Origin of the sequence: Terriglobus sp. ADX1 (assembly GCF_036877645.1) — a bacterium.
GTDB lineage: Bacteria > Acidobacteriota > Terriglobia > Terriglobales > Acidobacteriaceae > Terriglobus.
The window spans coordinates 199,707-219,865 of sequence record NZ_JAEDXV010000003.1 but is presented as its reverse complement, the minus strand read 5'-3'; the positions used below and the strand labels follow the sequence as shown (position 1 = coordinate 219,865).

Genomic DNA, 20,159 nt, shown 5'->3' with positions numbered 1-20,159 from the left:
GCGTTGCCGATTATAAAAGCCCACCCCGCGGTTGGCGATTTCTACGAATTTGCAACTGCGGTTGCGGCGTCCGGATTGCATCGCCCGATTACGGTAAATGCTTGACAAGGCACAGAGCGATTCTCATGAATGGGCTATAGCGGAGGGTGGTATGGCGATTTCTGCAAGCGACGCAAAGTACATTCGCGCTAATCATTTCAGCGCGATAGGCAGGTTTAAGAGAAGCCTGTCGGCAGCTACAATTGCCGCCGGCCTTCTCCTCACTTGCTGCATAGCCGCTGCGCAAGACACGCCAAATTCCGCCCTACTGGTTATTTCCAAACGCGAGCATGCATTGGCCATCGTGGATCCCTCCAGTTTGAAGGTCATCGCAAAGGTTCCCGTCGGCAACGATCCGCACGAAGTCACCGCCTCTGCCGACGGCCACACCGCCTACGTGTCCAACTACGGTTCCGGGGCGTATCACTCCCTGGCGGTCATCGATCTGGTACGGCATCAGCCGCTCACCGCCATTGACCTAGGAGCTCTCACCGGACCGCACGGGCTGACCTTTGTCGACGGCAAGGTGTGGTTCACCGCGGAGGGTGCAAAGGTGATCGGGAGCTACGATCCTGCCACAAGCAAAGTCGATCTTGTGCTGGGCACAGGGCAAAACCGCACGCACATGATTTTTGTTACACCCGGCAGTGAACACATCATCACCACCAATGTCAGTTCCGGCACCGTCAGCCTTATCGATAAAGAGGCCGTCCGCATGCCCGGCCCACCACCGGGGATGACACCTCCTGCCGGTACTCCGCGTCCTCCGCAGGGTGGTCCCGGACCGCGCATGGACTGGAATCAAACCGTGGTCCGCGTAGGCAATGGCTCCGAAGGCTTCGACGTTTCACCGGATGGGCGCGAAGTATGGGTGGCCAACGCGCAGGACGGCACCATCTCCATCATCGACCGGCAGAACAAAAGCGTGGTGCAAACGCTGCAGGTAAATGTGACCGGAGCAAACCGCCTGAAGTTCACACCCGATGGGCGTCGCGTGCTGGTTTCCAGCTTGAGTGGCCCGGACCTCACCGTTCTGGACGCGCACACGCATAAGGTGGAAAAGCGAATCCCCATTGGCCACGGCGCTGCCGGCATCGTGATGCAGCCCGACGGCAAGCGCGCGTTCGTGGCCTGCTCGCCGGATAACTACGTCGCCGTCATCGACCTGAATCAGCTCACGATGACAGGAAAGTTTGAAGTAGGTGACGAGCCCGATGGAATGATCTGGGCCGCCCGTCCCTAGAAGCTCAGAACTGCAACTGATCGACATTGCTGCGGTCGATCTTCAGCGGCTTACCCAGAATGATCTCGCTTCCCTGCACCTGCAGATCGCCAAGACGTCCTGCATGGAATGACGTAGCGTTGGCAGGAATCTTTCCTTCTGCCTTCATCGCTCCGGCATACACAGTCAGGTAGCCAAGATCCTTCGTGTTCCACAGATAGATCGCCTGCACCGTGCCGCGATGAATGTACGTACGGCAGATGCTCGGAAGTGAAAGCCCGATCACATCCACATCCGAACGACCCGATTGCTGCACTGCTTCCGCCGCTCCCGGCACAGCCGGAGCAGAGATCGCAATGACCATCTTCACTTGCGGATACGCCTTCAGAATCGTCTGCGTTGCGCTAAATGCTTTGTCGCGATCATCATCACTAGGCTGAATCGTTGCCAAACGCAGATTCGGATGCGCTGCCGCAACACGCGCTTTGATGTTGCGAATCCAGTCGTTCTGATTCTCCGCACTCAACGCGCCCGTAACAATGGCGAAGTCGCCTCCCTGCGGCAGCAGCAATGCGGCCTCATCGGCCAGTGCCGTACCAATGCCTTCTGGCGTGGCCTGATTCAGGAAGTAGTCACGAGCATCCGGTTGAGCATCAGCATCCCATGTCAGCACCGCAATGCCGTGTTCACGTGCCTTGCGCAACACCGTGGAGATGCTGCCCTTGTTTTCAACTGCAACCACAATCGCGTTCACACCGCGTGTAATCCAGTTTTCCACCAGCTCGTTCTGCTGTGATGCATCCAGACTGGTGGGGCCATCCCAGATCATGTTCACGTGCAGCTCTTTCGCGGCTTCTTCCGCACCAGCACGCGCGCTAATGAAGTAGGGATCACCCTTAGCTTTGGGCATCACCGCAATAGTGAGCTGTTGTGCGCTACCACCATGCTTCGAACGCAGCGCAAAGAAGATGCCAATCGCTAATAGCGCAACCACCGCAATTGCAATCAGAGGCGTTCGCTTTGTGGCTGTTGTTTCTGACGGAGCCTTCTTCCTGCGAAGCTGATCTGCCGAAACAATCAATAGCAGCAACACGCCCGTCAGCACACCATTCAGTTCGCTTGGCAGCGCCATCAGATGCATGCCGTTCTGCAACACGCTCAGGAAGAACAATCCCAACAGCGATCCGAAGATAGTGCCGCGACCACCAAAGACGCTGGTGCCACCGAGAACAATCGCGGCAATCGCCTGCAATTCATAGCCAGTGCCAAGGTCTGATTTGGCGAGCCCAAGATGCGCAACGTAAATGATGCCCGCAAGCGCCGCAACCAATCCAGACAAAACATAGATCAGTGCAATGCGTTTGCGTACTGGGATACCGGCATAACGCGCACCCTCTGCATTGAATCCAATTGCATAGAGAGCGCGCCCAATCACCGAACGATGCAACAACACCCAATACGCAGCCACCACCAATACAAACAGCGGCAGTTGGACCGGAATCACCTTCAGGAAATATCCCTGTCCGAAGTGCAGAAACGCAGGCGAGAACCCCGTGAAGCTCACAGCGCCATGCGTAATGCCTTCTGCAATGCCGCGATACAGCGAATATGTTCCCAGCGTGACAATAAGTGGCGGAAGTCGAAGCCCTGCAATCAACGCAGCATTAATGCCGCCGGCAACAAGTCCAATCAGTAGCGATACCACAATTGCAACGCCTGTGGGCCAGTGCGCGCTCTGAGTCATCACACCAAATAAAACAGCAGTGATGCCGATCGTGGAACCGACCGATAGATCAATGCCGCCCGTGATCAGGATGGGAGTCAGCGCAACGGCCAACAACCCAAGTTCCACGGAGAAGCGCAGCACTTCAAAGAAGTTGCCCCATGTGGCAAAGCTGGGCGCGGCTGCGGCAAAGAAAACAATCTCCAACAGAAGCGAGATAAGCAGCGCAATTTCATTCACGGAGAGGCGCATCCGCTTAACCAAGAGCCACCTCCGAGGAACGCTTACGACGATGCTGGCTCAACGCATGGAAGCTGACGGCAACCAGAATGATCGCGCCCTGCAAAGCCTTTTCCCAATACGCGCTGACGCCGAGGAACGTGAGCGCAGGACCAATGATGCCGAGCAGAATCACGCCCAGAACTGTGCCCGTAATCGTCGCAGAACCGCCAGTGATTGCAGCACCCCCAACAGCCACTGCCGCGATCACCTTCAGTTCCATACCGAGGCCGCTATTGCTTGGCACCTGCTGAAACCGAACTGCATTCAACGTAGCCGCAAGTCCTGTCAGCGCGCCGGTGAGAACAAAGACGCCGAAGATGACACGCTGCGTATTCAACCCCATCTGTTGTGCTGCGGCTGCATTTGATCCCGTAGCGAAAATCGCTCGGCCAGCACGCAGATTGCGCAGTGCCCATGCGAATCCCGCAGTCATCAACACCGTGAGGCCGAAAACGCTCACCGTATACGTCCGCGATGAAAGCCCGAAGCGCACAAACGATGCTGGCAAACCACCCACCCACGCCCCCTGCGTTGCCCATCGCAAACCATCACGCAATGCCACCATCGTTCCAAGCGTGACAACAATCGAGGGGATGCGAACCCATGCTGTGAGCGCACCATTCAACGCGCCACAAGCAGCGCCGGTAAGAATCGCAACCAGAAGAAATACAGGAGCAGGAGCGCCAGCCTTTGCCGTAACGCCCGCAACGATGCTGCAGAGCGCAAAGATAGAGCCGATCGAGATATCAATCTGCGCCGTAACGATAACCGCTGTCATCCCCAGAGCAATCAACATCACCGGCATGTTTGCCAGGAACAGATCCGCAAGGTTCTCACCAGTGAAAAATCCCTGCACGGTGAAAGCCAGCAACAACAGCAGAAAAACGTTTGCGGCTGCGATTGCAATTTCCTGTGTGTGTCGCTTCATGCAGCATCCTCTGCTGCATGCCCAAAGGCCAATGCCATCAATCGTTCCTGCGTACATGCATCACGTTGCAACACGCCAGCAATCGTTCCCTGGTGAAAGACGGCGATACGGTCACTCATCCCCATCACTTCTGGCAGTTCCGACGAAATCAGAATCACCGCCATCCCCTGCTCCGCAAGCTCCATGATGAGTTCGTGAATCTCCGCCTTCGAGCCCACATCCACGCCCTGCGTGGGTTCATCCAGAATCATGATCTTGGGTTTCGTGGCCAGCCATCGCGACAAAGCGACCTTCTGCTGATTACCACCCGAGAGCGTCCCCGCAGTCACATGCACATCTGGCGCTTTTACTCGCAAGCTTTCGCGATAGTGGTTTGCAAGCGCCTCTTCCGCATCGCTTTGAATCAAACCACAGCGCGATACCTGCGAAAGGTCCGCCATGCTGATGTTCTGCGCAATCGGCATTTCCAAAACCACACCATGCTGTCTGCGATCTTCCGGCAGATACGCAATGCCTGCAGCAACAGCATCCGCAGGTGAATCAATCTTCACCGCGTTGCCAAAGACAATCACATCACTGTCCGTCGGCGTCAGTCCAAAGAGCGTGCGCGCAAGCTCGGTACGCCCCGAACCAACAAGTCCGGCAAAGCCAAGAATCTCGCCACAACGAACGTTAAAGGAGATATCGCGTAGCCCCACTTCCGCATGATGCAAACCGCTTACCTGCAATGCCACATTCCCGATAGGAACCTCGCGCTTGGGAAACACGTTGGCAATCGAGCGTCCTACCATCAGTTGAATCAACTCTGGCTTGGTGACCTCGGATGCATTGCGCACGGCGACCGTTTCGCCATCGCGCAACACCGTAATGCGATCCGCAATGCTGAGAATTTCATCCAACCGGTGCGAGATGTACACCATGGCCACGCCCTGCGAACGCAGCTTGCGAATCAGCGCGAACAGGTTGTTCACTTCACGATCGCTCAACAACGCCGTGGGCTCATCCATCAGCAGAATCTTCGCGTCTGCGCCAATGGCTTTGGCAATCTCCACAATCTGCTGCTCGGCCATGCTGAGCGTGTTCGCAAGACGTTCCGGGTCAAGATCGCTACCAACAGTCGTTAACAAACGGCGAGCATTTTCGCGGCGCTGCTTCCAGTTCACGCGAATGCCGCGTTGTCCCTGCTCCAACGCAAGCGCAATGTTTTCCGCAACCGTGAGGTCTGGAAACAACGCAGGCTGTTGATAGATGGCACTGATGCCCAATGAACGAGCCATATTAGGATCATTCGTTTCCACGATGTTGCCAAAGATCTTCAACTCACCACTGTCCGCCGTAATGGCTCCAGTAATGATCTTCGTCAGTGTCGATTTGCCCGCGCCGTTCTCACCAATGAGCGCATTTACTTCGCCAGCGCGCAGGTCCAGCGAGCCATTGCGCAGCGCGCGCACACCCGCATAGTTCTTGGTCAGCGCGGTAACGCGGAGAATCTCTTGTGGCTCAGCGGAAGCAGTCGGCATGAATCGTCTCAGTTTCGCGGCAAAAAAAGAAGCGCCCTGCGGCGTACAAGCGTTATACCGCAGAGCGCATCCTTCTGGCGAAACAGGATCCGTTGACTACACGTGCACACCGCAAAGATGGACGGAGATGCCCAGCGCAGAGCACATAGCGGCCTTGGTCGCCAGCGCCTTCAGCGCCTCGTCGCGGCTACCCGCATACGCAATGCTGACATGGTTGGCGCGGTGCCGCGCCATGAAGGCATCGCGGCTCACGCCTTCCGTTATTGCGCTGACCATGGGCCACTGCTTCGTGGTTTCATTCCAGCGCGCTTCGGTTTCGTCTTCGGGCAGCGTGATCACCCTGGCCAATCCCAGATCGATGTGCATTGCACCGCCTTCCACAAACACACGGCTCCAAACCACATCACCAGGCCGTCCAATCCCCTTCAGCGTACCGCCACCCAGCGGGAAGTACATGGCAGGCTGCCGATCACTCTGAGAACCGGCATAACCTCCCACAAAGTGGCTTGCTGGTGCAGCGCCAGAGATCTGCCACAGCCATACGTAATCATCACCATACGGCTTGCCCCAACGCACGTCGTGCAGCGTGGTCGATGGATCCAGCCCCAACGCTTTCCAGCAGCGATTCGTGATGACACCATCCACACCGGCGCATTCATCCACTTCATTGAAGTGCGGCAGTGCATCGCCTGCGTAAAGCTCGCGGCCATCGTCGCTCTTTACGGGAGGGCGATCCGGATTATTCAGCAGACCTTCCACCAGATCCGAAGCAGGAGCAAGATCTTTCAATCCCTGCTGATACTGAATGCCCACGCTGTCGCAGCCGAACTCATCCGCCATGCGCAGCGCTGCAATGTACATGCGGCACTGCTCCAGAATCTGGCGATCGGTCAGTTCGCTGGCTTCGTCGGTACCAGTGTTGAACTTCAGCCCCTTCGCATCCAGCCACGTGCGCACAGCCTGCGCATCGGCTTCGGTCACGGTCCGCATCCGCGCAAACAGTGCCGACTGGCTCAGCCGCTCCTTGAAGAAGCCCGAACGATTCAGAGGCTCGTCATCAATGATGGCGTTGTACATACCCATGCAGCCTTCGTCGAAGACGCCCAGGATGATCTTCTGCTCCAGCAACTCCGTTGCCAGCTTCTGCCCCAGCGCATTTGCCTCTGCCGGTAGGTTCGCAGTATCCAACAGCGCTACATGCGATAGATCGTGCGTCACATTGCCGGAAGTAATCCACTCACGCAGACCATGCAGCGCAAAGTCGTCGGTAAAGTTCTCGCTCCACAGCGTGGAGAAACGTACGCCTGCCTTCACCAGCGATCCATTCAGATTCAGCAGGCCCACCAGTCCGGGCCACTGACCAGACCAGTTCGCCAGGGTCAGGATTGGCCCCTTGTGCGAGCGCATGCCCGGCAACACATGGTGCGTGTACTGCCACGCAGCTGTGGCGAAGACCAACGGCGCATCCGCTGGAATATTGCGGAAAACATCCATGCCCATACGCTGGCTCGAAATAAAGCCGTGCTCAGCCTTTTCATCCACGGGAAACGCGCGGATTAGTTCACAGCCGTTGTCGGCAAAGACCTGCGTTAGACGCGCTTCCAGTTCGGCCTGCGCAGGCCAACACACGCGGTTTGCGCTCAGGCGAAGATCGCCGCTGGTAACGAGATAGACCTGCTTCATGCTGCTTTACCTACCTTTGTACTCACTGCCTGTTCAACCCAATCCGCAAACCACGTCCGTAAGGAAGCGATCTCCGATTCACGCTCTGGCGACAGGGGGAAAGGATAACTTGCGCGTGTAAATCCGCGCACCTCGCTGGCCACCTTCAGACCCCACGGAGTGGGCAACGGATTCAGATGTTCAATGAATTCCTTCAACAATGCCTTGTCATGCTTGTAGCTCTCGCTACCTGGCTTGGAATCAAAGAGCTGCGTCATCAGTTCCGGGAGCGAACACGCCACACCAGAAACAACGCCATCGCACAAACCTTCTTCCAGAGCCGGGCACAACGCGGAGTCATTGCCGATGATGCGAGCGCCCGCGACCTTCTCCGCCGTCATGGCGCGAACAATGTCCAGCGAGCCACCGCTGTCCTTGATACCCACGATGTTGTCATGCGACCGCAACAGCGACAGCACCGTGTCCACCTCCAGCCCGCTGGTGAACTGCGGCAGGTTGTACAGCAGCACCGGAATCGGCACCGCATCTGCAACGGCCATTGAGAATGCCCGCAGATCATCTTGCCGATACGGGAAGAACGAAGGCATGGGGAGCAACACAGCCTGCGCGCCATGGTAGGCAGCAATCTTCCCGCGCAGCACAGCGCCTCGCACATCACCCGCACCAATGCCAACCAGCATCTGCGACGACGGCGCCACAGCTCGCGCCATTTTCAGGGTCAGCGCCAGTTCGTCCGGCGTGGCGTAGGTGAATTCTCCGGTTGCGCCATTAACGGCATAGCCCGTCATGTTTTCCCGCGCAGGCAGGTCAAATTGTCGACGCAGACTGTCGGTATCGATTGCACCGTACTCGTTGCGGGGGGCCAGCAGGGCAGCATAAACTCCGCGAATTTGTGTCATGGGAGGTCCGTTCAGAAATTTCTGATGGAAGGAATGTAGCAGACTCGTGTTTTGTATGTCGACAATTTGCACACACAAAGTCCGCGATACACTTTTTTCGTGCCCCGTCGCTCGAAAACACACCACCCCGGCCCTAAGCCATCCGTACGGATGAAGGCGTATCAACTCATTCAACAGAAGATTGCCACCGGTGAGCTTCGTGCTGGTGAACTCCTCAGCGAACTCGCACTGTCACGCGAACTGGGCAGCAGCCGCACCCCGATCCGCGAGGCCGCAGGCCAGTTACTCGCGGAAGGTTTGCTGGAACTCAGCCCCGGTGGCGGCCTTATCGTGACGCAGCTCACCCGTCAGGCCATCGTGGACCTGTACGAGTTGCGTGAGGCGCTTGAAGTCTTCGCCGTGGGCCGCGCCGCACAGAATGGTGTGCGCCCGGCGGACAAGGAGCGTCTGGAAAGCCTGCTGGCAGAGACACAGGTCCTGATTAAGGAACTGAAGACCAGCGGTTCCGCAGAGTTAAACGCCGAACAGATGAAGCGATTCTCTGTGTCAGATCTGGGTTTCCACTCGCTGCTGATCCGGATTGCGTCCAACGCGCGCATCCTGAAAGTGGTCAACGACACGCGTCTGATGATGCGCATCTTTGCCATTCAGCGCAGCGGCCATCGCCGCGATGAGTTGGAACGAATCCAACGTCATCACCGCGCGATTCTGCAGGCTGTTCTACAAAGTAATCCCGACGAGGCAAGGCGCTTACTCGCGGAGCACATCCAAGCCAGCGCCAGCGAGCGCCTGGACCAGTTTGACCGCTGGGAGCGCGAAAACCACCTAGCCGCGCTGGAATCTGCCACGCCTTACGCAATGTGATCTGCTGTTGTTGCGGGCTGCTTTCGCATATTCCGTACCAACAGCAGAAGCACCACTCCCAGGCACAGATAGATGAGAGACGTCGCGCTCATGCACACGCCCAGGCCAAAACGTCCTGCCGCCTTCGCAATCAGAATGGGTGCAAATCCGCCGCCTAGCCACCCCAGCGAATTCATCGTTCCTGCCGCCACACCGCGGCGTTCCACGGGAATCACGTCATATAGCGAAGCGAAGATATTTGCGTCGTACATGCCTTTGAAAAACCCGAAACCGATCATTCCTACGATCAGTCCGGCCATCGACAGTGACCACCCCGTAAGGAAAAGAAACGGCACGCCGAGAAACAGCCCCGTAGCCTGAATCAACTGGCGTCCGCCGGTAAGCTTTGCCGCGAATCGATCTGCAAGCATGCCGCCCAGCAAAACTCCGGTCACGGATGCCATCTGCAAATAAGCGGTGGCACTAAAACCTGCATTTGCAAGGCTCAAGTGGAACTTCGTGTACAGGTACGTGGGCAGCCACGTCAGGAACACAACGGCGACGAAGTTCGCGCCAATGAACACGCTGATCAACGTAAGCACCCGGCCATTCGCCAACACATTGCGCACTCCGCTGAAGAAGTCAGCTCGGCTTTCATTGTTGCTGGATGCGGTCTTCTCTGGTGGGCGACGCAGAGCCACCGCCAGAATCACCATCAGCACCACGCCCGCAGCACCAAAGATAAAGAAGGAATTACGCCACCCATGCTCCTGCGCAATTAGCGCCGAGAGCGCACCTCCGCCAATGGTGCCGGCGTACACACCAGACTGGTGCAACGCCATGGCACGCGAACGGGTCGAGGCAGAGTGATACATCCCGATCAAAGCCATCGCCGCCGGAAAGTAGAAAGCTTCCCCCAAACCACCAAGCGTGCGAAACAGGACCATGCTTCCGAAGCTATGGCACACCGCCGTTGCTCCTGTCACCACGGACCAGAAAGCCAGCGCGCCAAGAATCACATTGCGCGGCGAGACGCGATCCGAGAGCCATCCTGCCAATGGACCAGCAAGCGCATACATCCACATGAACGACGAACCCACCACACCCAACTGCAGGTCGGTCAGGTGCAGATCCGTACGCAGCAACGGAAAGATGGAGAAGATGGCCTGCCGGTCTGCGTAATTGCAGAAGCAGACGCACCACAGCATGGCAATCAACCACCAGCGATAGGGGCTGGCGTGGCCGGTCTTGGGATCAGCAGAGGTTAGCGGCATGCTACAAGCAACTCAGACATGGGAATGAATGCAGTGCGCAATGTGTACCATATGTCGACAACCATGAGCAACGTGCGAGATGTGACGACTTCGTACAGACTCTCTTTCTCCTTTACGCCTGCCCATTCGAAACGGCCGTCGATTCACGAACAACCAGCGTGTACGAGTGGAAGATCTGCCTCGGAGGAAGATCAGGTTTTTGAATACGCTCCAGCAGCGTTTTCACCGCAGTCTGAGCTAATTCGCGACACGGTTGCCGCATCGTGGTCAGCGGCGGCGTCAGCAGCGTGGAGTAATGCACATCATCAAAACCTGCAACCGCAATCTCGTCAGGAATAGCACGCTTCAGTTGCGCAAGCGTACGCATCAGCAGGGCTGCGGTTTGATCGTTGGAACAAAGAATCGCATCGGGTTCTGAGACCTTCAGCAGATTTGAAACAAACTTGGGATCGGTGGGATCGCCAAAGTAAGGAATCTGATGCCGGGCCTTCATGCCGAATCGGCGGATGGCTTCACGACACCCCAACAGCCGCAGGTCAGTGGTTGAAGGGAAGTTGTCGCGCGCAACAAAACAAATTTTCTTACGGCCCTGTTCCAGCAGGTGCGTCGTGATTGCAATCGAAGCGGCGACATTGTCAATCCCCACCAGATCAAACTCACTGCGCGAAGGATATTCGCTCAGATCACGGTCCAGCAAAACCAGCGGAATCTTCTGCTGATTCAACTTGTCCGCAAGCTTGCGATTCCAATGGCTCCGGTCCGGAATGGACTCAAACGGTGCAAAGAAAACACCATCCACTTTGCGACTGATGAACTCGTTGCAAAGCTGAAGCGCATCAGCCCCGGTCACAATGGGGGTTGTTGCGTCGCCCCACAGCACAGCACAACCAAGCGTCTGCGCAAAACGTGTGATCTCGTTGCAGATGGGATCAAGGATCTCGGTCTTCCCAAGACCTGGCACGAAGATGCCCAGCGTATGCGCTTTTGCCGTTTGCGCGACCGGCTCCGATGCAAGGTAATTCCCTGCTCCGGAGCGCCGCACGATTACGCCCATTTGTTGCAATTCACGCAGAGCGCGAGCCGCTGTGGGCCGAGAAACTTTATAGCGCAGGCAGAGTTCCGTCTCGCTGGGAAGGCGCTTTCCGCGTGCAAACTTCCCGCTGAGGATGTCTCGCTGCAACCCCTCAAACACTGACATGTACTTATGCGTCTTCATTGAACCTGTAAGTACAGATTTCCCTCGATATCTGCTTGTCATCACTATGAGATGACCGCTAATGTTCGCTTTCGAAACCTATTTCATACGTCAGCTTGCACTGGAGCTATCAGTACAGGTCCCGGAAGCAGCGATGACAGATAATACGAACACAACTACAGAATTGTCCAAAGATTCCATGACTCCGGAAAGCATACGCACGCAAACCATACATGGTGGCAGCGAAGAGTTACGTGCAAGTGACCGATCTTTCATTGCAAAAGATGAGGCAATTGCAGGCCACACTATTTCTGCGCGATTGATTCCCGCAGGTGCGGTTCGCCCTTTCGCTCTGGTAGCCAGCCTGTTCTTCCTGTGGGGTATTCCGAACAGCATGAACGACGTGTTGATCCGTCAGTTCATGAAATCGTTCTCGCTCACGCGCTTTGAAGCGGGGCTCGTGCAATCGGCTTTCTATCTTGGCTATTTCATCCTCGCGTTGCCAGCGGGCTTAATGATGCGGCGCTATGGTTATAAGCGCGGACTCATCACCGGCTTATGCCTATTCGCCACAGGATGCTTCCTCTTTCTACCCGCGGCCATCTCCGGCACATACGCATTCTTTCTCGGCGCGCTCTTCGTTGTAGCCAGCGGTCTCGCTTTCCTAGAAACAGCTTCCAACCCATTCGTTGCACAGCTTGGCCCTGAAGCGACGTCCGAACGTCGCCTCAACCTGGCGCAGGCATTCAATCCACTGGGATGCATTACCGGCGTTTTGCTCGGCACAATCTTCATCTTCTCGGGCGTGGAGCTTTCCCCCGCGGAAGTCGCCGCCAAGCAAGCAGATCACACGTATGCGAGCTACCTGCACATGGAAACGCTGCGCGTTGTTACGCCGTATTTGGTGATCGGCGGCATTGCATTGGTATGGGCGTTGCTCATCGGAGCAACAACCTTTCCCAAGCTGGATGCGAATAACGAAAGCTGCGAAAGCACTAGTGGCGACTGGCGTTCGCTGCTTCACAAGCCGCACTTTCTCTGGGGCGTCTTCGCGCAGTTCATCCAGTGCGGCTCGCAGGTTTGCATGTGGAGTTACTTCATTCAGTACTCCAAGGAATATGTAAACCTGAGCGACAAAAAAGCGGGTCTGTTACTCACTTGTATCCTGATCATCTTTGGTATTGGTCGCTTCGTCTCCACGGGACTTATGCAGCGCTTCAGCGCAAGCAGTCTCATGACCTGCTATGGCCTGACCAACGCAGGACTGCTGCTTTTTGCCATGTTCTTTTCCACATGGGCAGGCGTGATCGCCATTCTGCTGACAAGCTTCTTCCTTTCGGTCATGTTCCCAACTATCTTTGCGTTTGGCATTAAAGATCTCGGCCCCAACACCAATATCGGCGGATCGTTCATCGTCATGGCAATCGTTGGCGGCGCGGTATTCACACCGATCATGGGATGGCTCGCAGAAGCACTGCACAGCACAGCACTCGCCTTTGTGATTCCTATGCTGGGCATGGCTGGCGTCGCAGCATACGCAGCCTATATGGGCCGATACGAAAAGCGTCGTGCTGCCGAGTGTGCAGCACAGGCATAAGTGCGATCTCTACTTTGCGAGTACATCGCGTAACGGACCAGTGAATAGCCGCCCGTGAATCCTTTGAACGCAGTTTGCGTATCGGAAACCAGGCGGCAGGAGAAGGAACCATGAAGCGCAGAACTTTTCTACAGGGAACAGCAGTATCGCTTGCTGTCTCCTGCATCAGCGGAAGCAAGGCGCTGTACGCGCTTGAAAGCAATCTGACAGACCTGAATCACTGTACAGTGATCATTCCCACTTCACCATCGAAGCGTGAAGTAACCGCCGCCGATATGGTGGTCGACGAAATTCTGAAGCGCTGCGGCGTCACATGGACCAGGGGAAACAATGCGTCCGCAGGCACCGTAAAAATCTATTTGGGCACACGGTCCAACTGGCATGGACTCGGCTCTGCCGTCGCTAGCGTCTCAGTGAAAGCAGCGAAACTCCCCGCTGAATCCTATGCCATTGCCACAGGCAACGAAGGCGGAAGCCCGTGGATTGCCGTATGTGGAAGCGATGAGCGCGGCCTGATCTTTGGCGCAGGACGTATGCTACGTCTGCTTCGCCTTACACGTCGCGCTGTATCCGGCGACCTGAAGGTAATGAACCTAACCAGTTCACCGCACTACGCAGTACGTGGTCACCAGCTTGGCTTCCGTCCAAAGACAAACGCATACGATGCATTCACCGTTGAGATGTGGGATCAGTACATCCGCGAACTAGCCATCTTTGGTACGAACACGGTGGAATTATTGCCACCTATCACGGATGACGACAAGGACAGCCCACACTTCGCCATTCCACCGCAGCAGATGATGATCGAGATGTCGCGCATTTGTGACAAGTACGATCTGGATGTTTCCGTCTGGTATCCCGCCATGGCTAAGAACTATGGCGACGCACAAACAGTCGATGCAGAAGTGCGTGATTGGGCTGCAGTCCTGCACGATCTTCCCCGCGTGGATGTGGTGTTTGTTCCCGGCGGCGATCCGGGTCACACCGAGCCGAAGTACATGCTTGCTCTGCTTGAAAAACAAAAAACAAGCCTGCGCAAGACACACCCCAAGTTGCAGATGTGGATGTCGCCACAATCCTTCAATGCAGAATGGCTCGCGGACTTCCTGAAGCTGGCCGCCGATGCACATACGCAGTCATGGCTTGACGGCATCGTCTTCGGCCCGCAGAACAGAATCTCCATCACGGAGCTGCGCAAGGCACTCCCTGCAAAGTATCCCATCCGTTTTTATCCAGACATCACGCACAGCATCGAATCGCAGTACTCCATCAACAACTGGGACATTGCCTACGTTGTCACGGAAGGACGCGAAGTCATCAATCCGCGCCCTGAAATCGAAGCTGCGATTCTGCGTTCCATGTTGAAGGACACAGTCGGTTTTGTCAGTTACTCCGAAGGTGTCAATGACGATGTCAACAAGTTTGTCTGGAGCCTTGTTTCCTGGGATCCAAAGATGTCTGCTACGGAAGCCGTTCGCGATTTTGGCAACTACATCGTCGGTGCGAAAGATGGTTCCGCATACGCGCAAGGCCTGCTTGATCTGGAGCACAACTGGGAAGGGCGGCTCGCAACCAACGAGCTGGTCGATGTGACTCTGCAGAAATTCCTCTCCATTGAGAGAAACGCTTCACCCTTCCTGCTGCAAAACTGGCGCTGGCAACAAGCATTGTTCCGTGCATGCTGCGATGCGTATGTGCGCAGACGCCTGCTCTTTGAGTCAGGCGAACTTGCGCGCGCACAAAGTGTGCTGGAACGCATGGAAGACTTCGGTTTTGCGTCTGTTCCATGGGGCACGGGCGGCAAGCCAGAGTTGCAGCCGGCCAACGGAATTGATCCACAGAATCTTGTAGATGAAGCGATTGAAATTCTGCGCAAGGCTGCCGTTGTACAGATCGCTCCCGCGCTTCGCACACGCATCAGCGAGCTCGGCTATGCCTTGTTCCAGAGCATTCATCAGCAGCTTGCCGTAGAACGCTTCCAGGGCGAAGGCGTGGAACGCGGAGCGCCACTCGACACCATTGATCATCCCGTGACGGATGCTCCTTACTTCCTAAAGCGACTTCGCGCACTGAGCTCCATCGAAGTGCAGGAAGAAAAGATCGGTGCAATCCGTGCTCTACTGAATCGCACCAATCCCGGCCCCGGTGGTTTCTACGACGAGCTGGGTAACATCACCAATCGTCCACATCTTGTGATTGAAAATGTGGAAGGTGATTTTGATTTCCGCCACTCCACTCACGTCGGCACCAACTACCCTGACCGATTCGGTGCGGACGAACCCATGGCATGGAAGCATTGGGCAGAGAGTCTCTACGAAGAGCCGCTAAAGATGCACTACACAGGCCTTGATCCGAATGTGGAGTACAGCCTGCAGGTGGTGATCTCTGGCGACTCAAAGAACGTAAAGACAAAACTGGTGGCCAATGAGTCCACTGAGATTCATCCGTTGCAACTGCGTCCATGGCCGCCTGCGCCGCAGACATTTGCACTTCCCAAATCAGCCACTGCATCCGGCGAACTGCTGCTTACGTGGACACGTGAAGCTGGCCTCGGCGGCAACGGCCGCGGATGCCAGGTTGCTGAAGTTATGTTGAAACCCGTCATCAAGAAGGAGGCGTAGACCCCAATGTCCAATGAATATGCCGCAGACCGGCACCCATCCTCTAACGACACATGGAGTGTCGTGCGCGAAAGACTAAAGGCGGGCGAGTTTGTCCTGGGCATGACCGTCACGTCAAACAACGTGGAGACAGCCGCACACGCGGCCACCCTGGGCTTCCACTTTCTCTGGTGCGAGATGGAGCACTCCTCCCTCTCACTGGAGTCTTTACGCACGATGGTGCTTGCTACGCGTGGCTTGCCTGCGCCTGTTTTCGCACGCGTTCCGTGGCCTGAAGTATGGCTCGCAAAGCGCGTACTCGATCAAGGGGTGCAGGGCGTTATCTTCCCATTCGTCTCCGATGTAGAGCGTGCGCAGAAGGCCGTGCATGGATGCCACTATCCTCCCTTTGGTCGTCGCGGTTCGGGTGCTGGCCTCGCAGTCGCCACATGGCCCGCACCAGGCAGCTATTACGACTCCGCCGATGCAAACGTTCTGGTGGTATGCGTGATCGAAGAAGCAGAAGCCGTGGAGCGAATTGAAGAGATTGCCGCCATGCCCGGAATCGACGTGATCTTCATCGGCGTCAGCGATCTCTCCTTCTCGCTAGGTCTTCGTGGCCGCCAGGACGAGCCGCTGCTCGAAGAAGCCATCACAAAGATCGTTACCGCAGCAGAGCGCAACGGCAAATGGCTCGGGCGCCCCGCCGGCAGCGCAGAAGATGTGCGCCGCTTCCAGCAACAGGGTTTCCAGTTCTTTCAATCTGTAACAGAGCTGGGCCTGATGAAGCTTGGAGCCAAAGCGCTGCTTGAACCACTGGGAATTAAGGACAAGCCACAGGAACAAACAACGTTCTACTAGTCCTGCTGCAACACATCACAAGACAAGAAGGCGGATGCAAAATTGCATCCGCCTTCCTGTTTGTTGTTGTTCTTACTTACTTGCAGACTGCGTGCCTTGCGCATGCCATAGGCTGCTGCCACGTGATGGGTAGACCAGACGCACAGTGTTGATGGAATAAGGCTCTGCATTGAACTCAACTTCATTGCCATGCAAAGCCACCTGCGCACTGGAGTCCTTTACAGGCTGCTCCATCAGGTTGGTCTCTGTTGCCTGTGTTACACCAGAGGGCACGGTGATCTTGGCGCGTGTCTTTTCGCCTGCCCATTCATAGAAGCGAAGGGTAAGGCTTTCATCATCCTCGCTCTTCTTGATAGCCGTCACAACGATGTTGTGCTGTTCAGCGCGTACAAGAGAATGATTCGCTGGAAGATCGCCGCCATGCGCTACCGCCTGCACAGTTTCCATCGGATAGTTGAACTCATAACCGCGCAGCACAGTATCGGCCTGCTTCCATGAGCCTGCATGCGGATAGAGCGAGTAGCTAAAGTGATGATGACCGCGATCAGCCGTTGGATCCGGATAAAGCGGCGCACGCAGCAATGAAAGACGAAGCGTGTTGCCAAGCGCATCATATCCATACTTCGAATCGTTGATCAGACTCAGGCCATGTTCGCTGTTGCCCAGATCAGCCCACTTCTGCGCGGAAACCTCAAAGCGCACCGCATCAATCGCATTATCACGTGTAGTAGGACGTTCAATGCTGCCATATGGAATTTCGTATGTTGCATTCGAACTGGTGGCGGTCAGCGGGAAGCTCGCTTTCAGCAATACGTGCGTCTCGTGCCAATCGATATCATTCACCACGTCAACACGCGGCGAATCGGCATACAGCGTAATGTCCTGGACAAACGTGGACTTACTCCAATGCCGCGTGATGCGGATAACAGAGCGCAGGGGACCATGCTCAATCGTTTGAATGCTATCAAGCTGCGTGATATCGGTTTCCTGCTTGTCGTAGCCCTTGTCGATATTCCACGCATCCTCAACACGTATGCTGTCTAGATTGACCTCCGTCAGGCCGCGCCCCAGATCGACAAATGTCTCCAACTTGTTGCCACACTGATTGGGAGCTATGCTTTCAAACTTTGCGTCCTTGCGATACAAGCTCGTAATGCAACCCGTCTTCGGATCGAGCGTGACACGCACGAGGTTATTTTCTAGCGTTGTACCGTGCACAGAAAGGTCGCTCGGCACCGATCGCTGCCCCTGCACTGCGTGCAACACGGTGTATCCAATCGCAGGCACACTCTTTGGCTTCAGTAGAAGTTGATAAGTGTTAGTTAACTTGTCTTGCGACAACACCTGCATAGGTACAGGCTGATTGTTCGCATCAAGCACGCTGATACCATTCGGTGTTGCATGTGGCATCTGCACTGTCGCAGTGACCGTATCGGAGCGATCCCAGCTCAGGCTGTTCCACACAATGACCGGGACTCCAGGCTGCGCTGCCGTATTGATGTGGTGCTGTAACTCGCGGATGGCATTGCCCTCAGCTTCGTTAGCAATGCGATGGGCTTCGTCGTAGTCGTGCTTTGCATCAACATAGGCCGCAGCAATCGCAGTTCCCGATGCAACATCATGGAACTCGTTAAACGCCTTCTTCTTCCATGCCTGCGTGAGAGATTCATTGGGATAGTTCAAACCACTCAGCCATGCCAGTGACGAGAACTTCTCCGCATCCAGCAGCCACTGATCACTGCGGCGCATGTGAGCCTTCTGGTCGCTGTGCGTGGTGTAAGTACCGCGATGATGTTCGAGATAAATCTCATCGTTCCACACAGGCAAGCTGATCTTGCCCGCAGCGGCCGCAGGAAGCTGCAAGCTGCCTGCAGCAAGTGTCTTGTAATTCCAGACCGGCATGCCAGTAGTGGCGACCTGTGCATTCATATCATCGAAGAACGCCTGCGAGGTACGGAACTCAACACGCGGATAGACGCGCTTTGGGTTCGACCAATTAATGCCATTCTGAATCGCAGTGCGCGCATCGTAAATGTTCAAGCGACCAAGGCTTGGACCATACACATGCATCAGTTGTTTCTGACCAGGATTGAGCTGCATTGCAACCGCAGCATCATGCGCAATCTCAGAAGCTTCCGTATCTTTCACAATGTCGTGCGGGAAGTAGGAAAGCACGCGGCTACCATCGGGCGACTGCCACCAGAAGAGTTTCAACGGCAACTGATTCGTATCGTTATAACGAAGCTTCTGCGTAACAAAGTAGTCGATGCCCGACTTCTTGTAGATCTGCGGAAGCTGCCAGTCATAGCCAAACGAATCAACGTTCCATCCAATCTTGACGTCATAGTTGAACTTCTTCTGGAAGTACCGCTTGCCTAATAGCAACTGGCGCACCTGCGATTCGCCATCGGTCATGTTGAGATCGGGCTCAATCCACATGCCCCCCACGGGCTCCCAGCGCCCTTCTTTCACACGCTTCTGAATCTCAGTAAACAGCGCGGGAAACTTCTCTTCGATCCACTCGTAATACTGCGCGCTGGATTGCGAGAAGATGTACTGCGGATATTCGTGCATCATCTCGATCGCGCTGGCGAACGTGAAGTGAACTTGATCCACACCTTCCGAAGCAGTCCACAACCAAGCAGCATCAATATGCGCGTCGCCAGTGAGTTGAATAAAGAACTTCTTGAGTAATGGCTGCAGTGGTTCCAACGCGTTCTGTGCCTTGATCAGCGAAGCATCAAAAGCAGCTTGATCATTGCGGTCCAGCGCACTCAGGCTGACAGAGGTTGCCGCCTCATCCAGAAGCTTCTCCTGCGCTGCAAGCTGATTCGGATCGGAGATAAGTGCGGGCAAAAGCTGCGCAGCAGAAACAAGCTCCGTAGCAAGCGCCGCTGGATCCGGGCGATTCGGCACGAAGTTCACATCCACAAATGCGCCTTCAAAATGCTTGATGTCCGTGCTGGGCGGCATCTTTACTGCGATCAGAATCTTGTCGCCCGGTTTCGCACTATCAATAACGGTGCGCGGTCCAATGTATGTTCCTTCTGTGTCGCGCCGACCGTTGTAATAGATCACCTCGTACAAATAGCCACGGCCCGGGCCATAGCCACCCACGTCCACTTTGAAAGTGAGGCGCGTGCCGGTGAGGTCATAGCCATTTAGCGTCTTCGGCACTTCGATCCATCGCCGAATCCATATCTCTTCCTTGGGCGCAACGAACGGAAGCTGAATCGTCTTCCAGTTAGAAGTATCGAGAGCCGGACTTTCGCCGTGTTCAATAGGCCCTTCGTGATATTGCCATTCGCGCACATCGAGCGCTGCAAACGAGGACAGACGCTGAACAACAGCTTGCCCTTGCGGAGAAAATTTGTAGGAAGGCGCAACGTTGGACTGCGCCATCAACGGCGCGGCGAGAGTCGCAATTGAGGCGAGCACGGCAAGGAAACGCGGCGTGGAATACATATCTTGGGTCCACCTATTGTTTGGGCTG

At 55.8% G+C, this 20,159-nt stretch carries 13 protein-coding genes; 5 read left to right on the top strand and 8 right to left on the bottom strand.

All coding sequences use genetic code 11. The features are described 5' to 3' along the window. Window positions 1–151: 151 nt before the first annotated feature. On the top strand, window positions 152–1,282 hold the full coding sequence (locus JAO32_RS03700; RefSeq protein WP_334237613.1) for a YncE family protein: 1,131 nt from the start codon (window positions 152–154) through the stop codon (window positions 1,280–1,282). 4 nt (window positions 1,283–1,286) lie between these two features. Here JAO32_RS03700 and JAO32_RS03695 read toward each other — a convergent pair whose 3' ends face one another. The 5 genes from JAO32_RS03695 to JAO32_RS03675 form a co-directional block, all read right to left on the bottom strand. Continuing rightward, window positions 1,287–3,248, bottom strand: a complete 1,962-nt coding sequence (locus JAO32_RS03695) for an ABC transporter permease/substrate-binding protein (RefSeq protein ID WP_334237611.1) — start codon at window positions 3,246–3,248, stop codon at window positions 1,287–1,289. After that, window positions 3,241–4,194 carry an ABC transporter permease gene (locus tag JAO32_RS03690; RefSeq protein ID WP_334237608.1) on the bottom strand — a complete coding sequence of 318 codons (954 nt, stop codon included), beginning with the start codon at window positions 4,192–4,194 and terminating at the stop codon, window positions 3,241–3,243. Before JAO32_RS03690 ends, JAO32_RS03695 begins: the two co-directional genes overlap by 8 nt. After that, window positions 4,191–5,714 carry a sugar ABC transporter ATP-binding protein gene (locus JAO32_RS03685; protein ID WP_334237607.1) on the bottom strand — a complete coding sequence of 508 codons (1,524 nt, stop codon included), beginning with the start codon at window positions 5,712–5,714 and terminating at the stop codon, window positions 4,191–4,193. The genes JAO32_RS03690 and JAO32_RS03685 overlap by 4 nt, the downstream gene beginning before the upstream one ends. A 96-nt stretch (window positions 5,715–5,810) precedes the next feature. After that, window positions 5,811–7,397, bottom strand: coding sequence for a fucose isomerase (locus JAO32_RS03680; RefSeq protein ID WP_334237605.1), 1,587 nt, complete (start codon window positions 7,395–7,397; stop codon window positions 5,811–5,813). Beyond that, a complete protein-coding gene (locus JAO32_RS03675; RefSeq protein ID WP_334237603.1) occupies window positions 7,394–8,296 on the bottom strand; it encodes a dihydrodipicolinate synthase family protein in 903 nt (300 codons plus the stop codon). The genes JAO32_RS03680 and JAO32_RS03675 overlap by 4 nt, the downstream gene beginning before the upstream one ends. 99 nt (window positions 8,297–8,395) lie before the next feature. Here JAO32_RS03675 and JAO32_RS03670 point away from each other — a divergent pair, with 99 nt between their 5' ends. After that, entirely contained in the window at window positions 8,396–9,160 is a 765-nt protein-coding gene (locus tag JAO32_RS03670; RefSeq protein ID WP_334237601.1) for a GntR family transcriptional regulator, read from the top strand. On the opposite strand, the gene JAO32_RS03665 is transcribed toward JAO32_RS03670, so the two are convergent. Both JAO32_RS03665 and JAO32_RS03660 read right to left on the bottom strand, forming a co-directional pair. After that, window positions 9,148–10,413 carry an MFS transporter gene (locus tag JAO32_RS03665; protein WP_334237599.1) on the bottom strand — a complete coding sequence of 422 codons (1,266 nt, stop codon included), beginning with the start codon at window positions 10,411–10,413 and terminating at the stop codon, window positions 9,148–9,150. The two genes, JAO32_RS03670 and JAO32_RS03665, sit on opposite strands and share 13 nt — an antisense overlap. A 112-nt stretch (window positions 10,414–10,525) precedes the next feature. Beyond that, complete coding sequence (locus tag JAO32_RS03660) at window positions 10,526–11,611, bottom strand: substrate-binding domain-containing protein (protein WP_334237598.1); 1,086 nt, start codon at window positions 11,609–11,611, stop codon at window positions 10,526–10,528. Window positions 11,612–11,690: 79 nt separating this feature from the next. On the opposite strand from JAO32_RS03660, the gene fucP reads away from it, so the two are divergent. The 3 genes from fucP (at window position 11,691) to JAO32_RS03645 (ending at window position 16,666) form a co-directional block, all read left to right on the top strand. Beyond that, window positions 11,691–13,205: an L-fucose:H+ symporter permease gene (gene fucP / locus JAO32_RS03655; protein WP_334237596.1), complete on the top strand. Its 1,515-nt coding sequence runs from the start codon at window positions 11,691–11,693 to the stop codon at window positions 13,203–13,205. Window positions 13,206–13,315: 110 nt separating this feature from the next. Beyond that, on the top strand, window positions 13,316–15,826 hold the full coding sequence (locus JAO32_RS03650; RefSeq protein ID WP_334237593.1) for a hypothetical protein: 2,511 nt from the start codon (window positions 13,316–13,318) through the stop codon (window positions 15,824–15,826). Between the two features lie 6 nt (window positions 15,827–15,832). Next, window positions 15,833–16,666, top strand: coding sequence for an HpcH/HpaI aldolase family protein (locus JAO32_RS03645; protein ID WP_334237591.1), 834 nt, complete (start codon window positions 15,833–15,835; stop codon window positions 16,664–16,666). A 72-nt stretch (window positions 16,667–16,738) separates the two neighbouring features. Here the strand turns inward: JAO32_RS03645 and JAO32_RS03640 are convergent, their stop codons facing one another. Next, window positions 16,739–20,131 (bottom strand): glycoside hydrolase family 38 C-terminal domain-containing protein, encoded by a 3,393-nt coding sequence (locus JAO32_RS03640; RefSeq protein ID WP_334237590.1) that lies wholly within the window; start codon window positions 20,129–20,131, stop codon window positions 16,739–16,741. Window positions 20,132–20,159 lie beyond the last annotated feature (28 nt).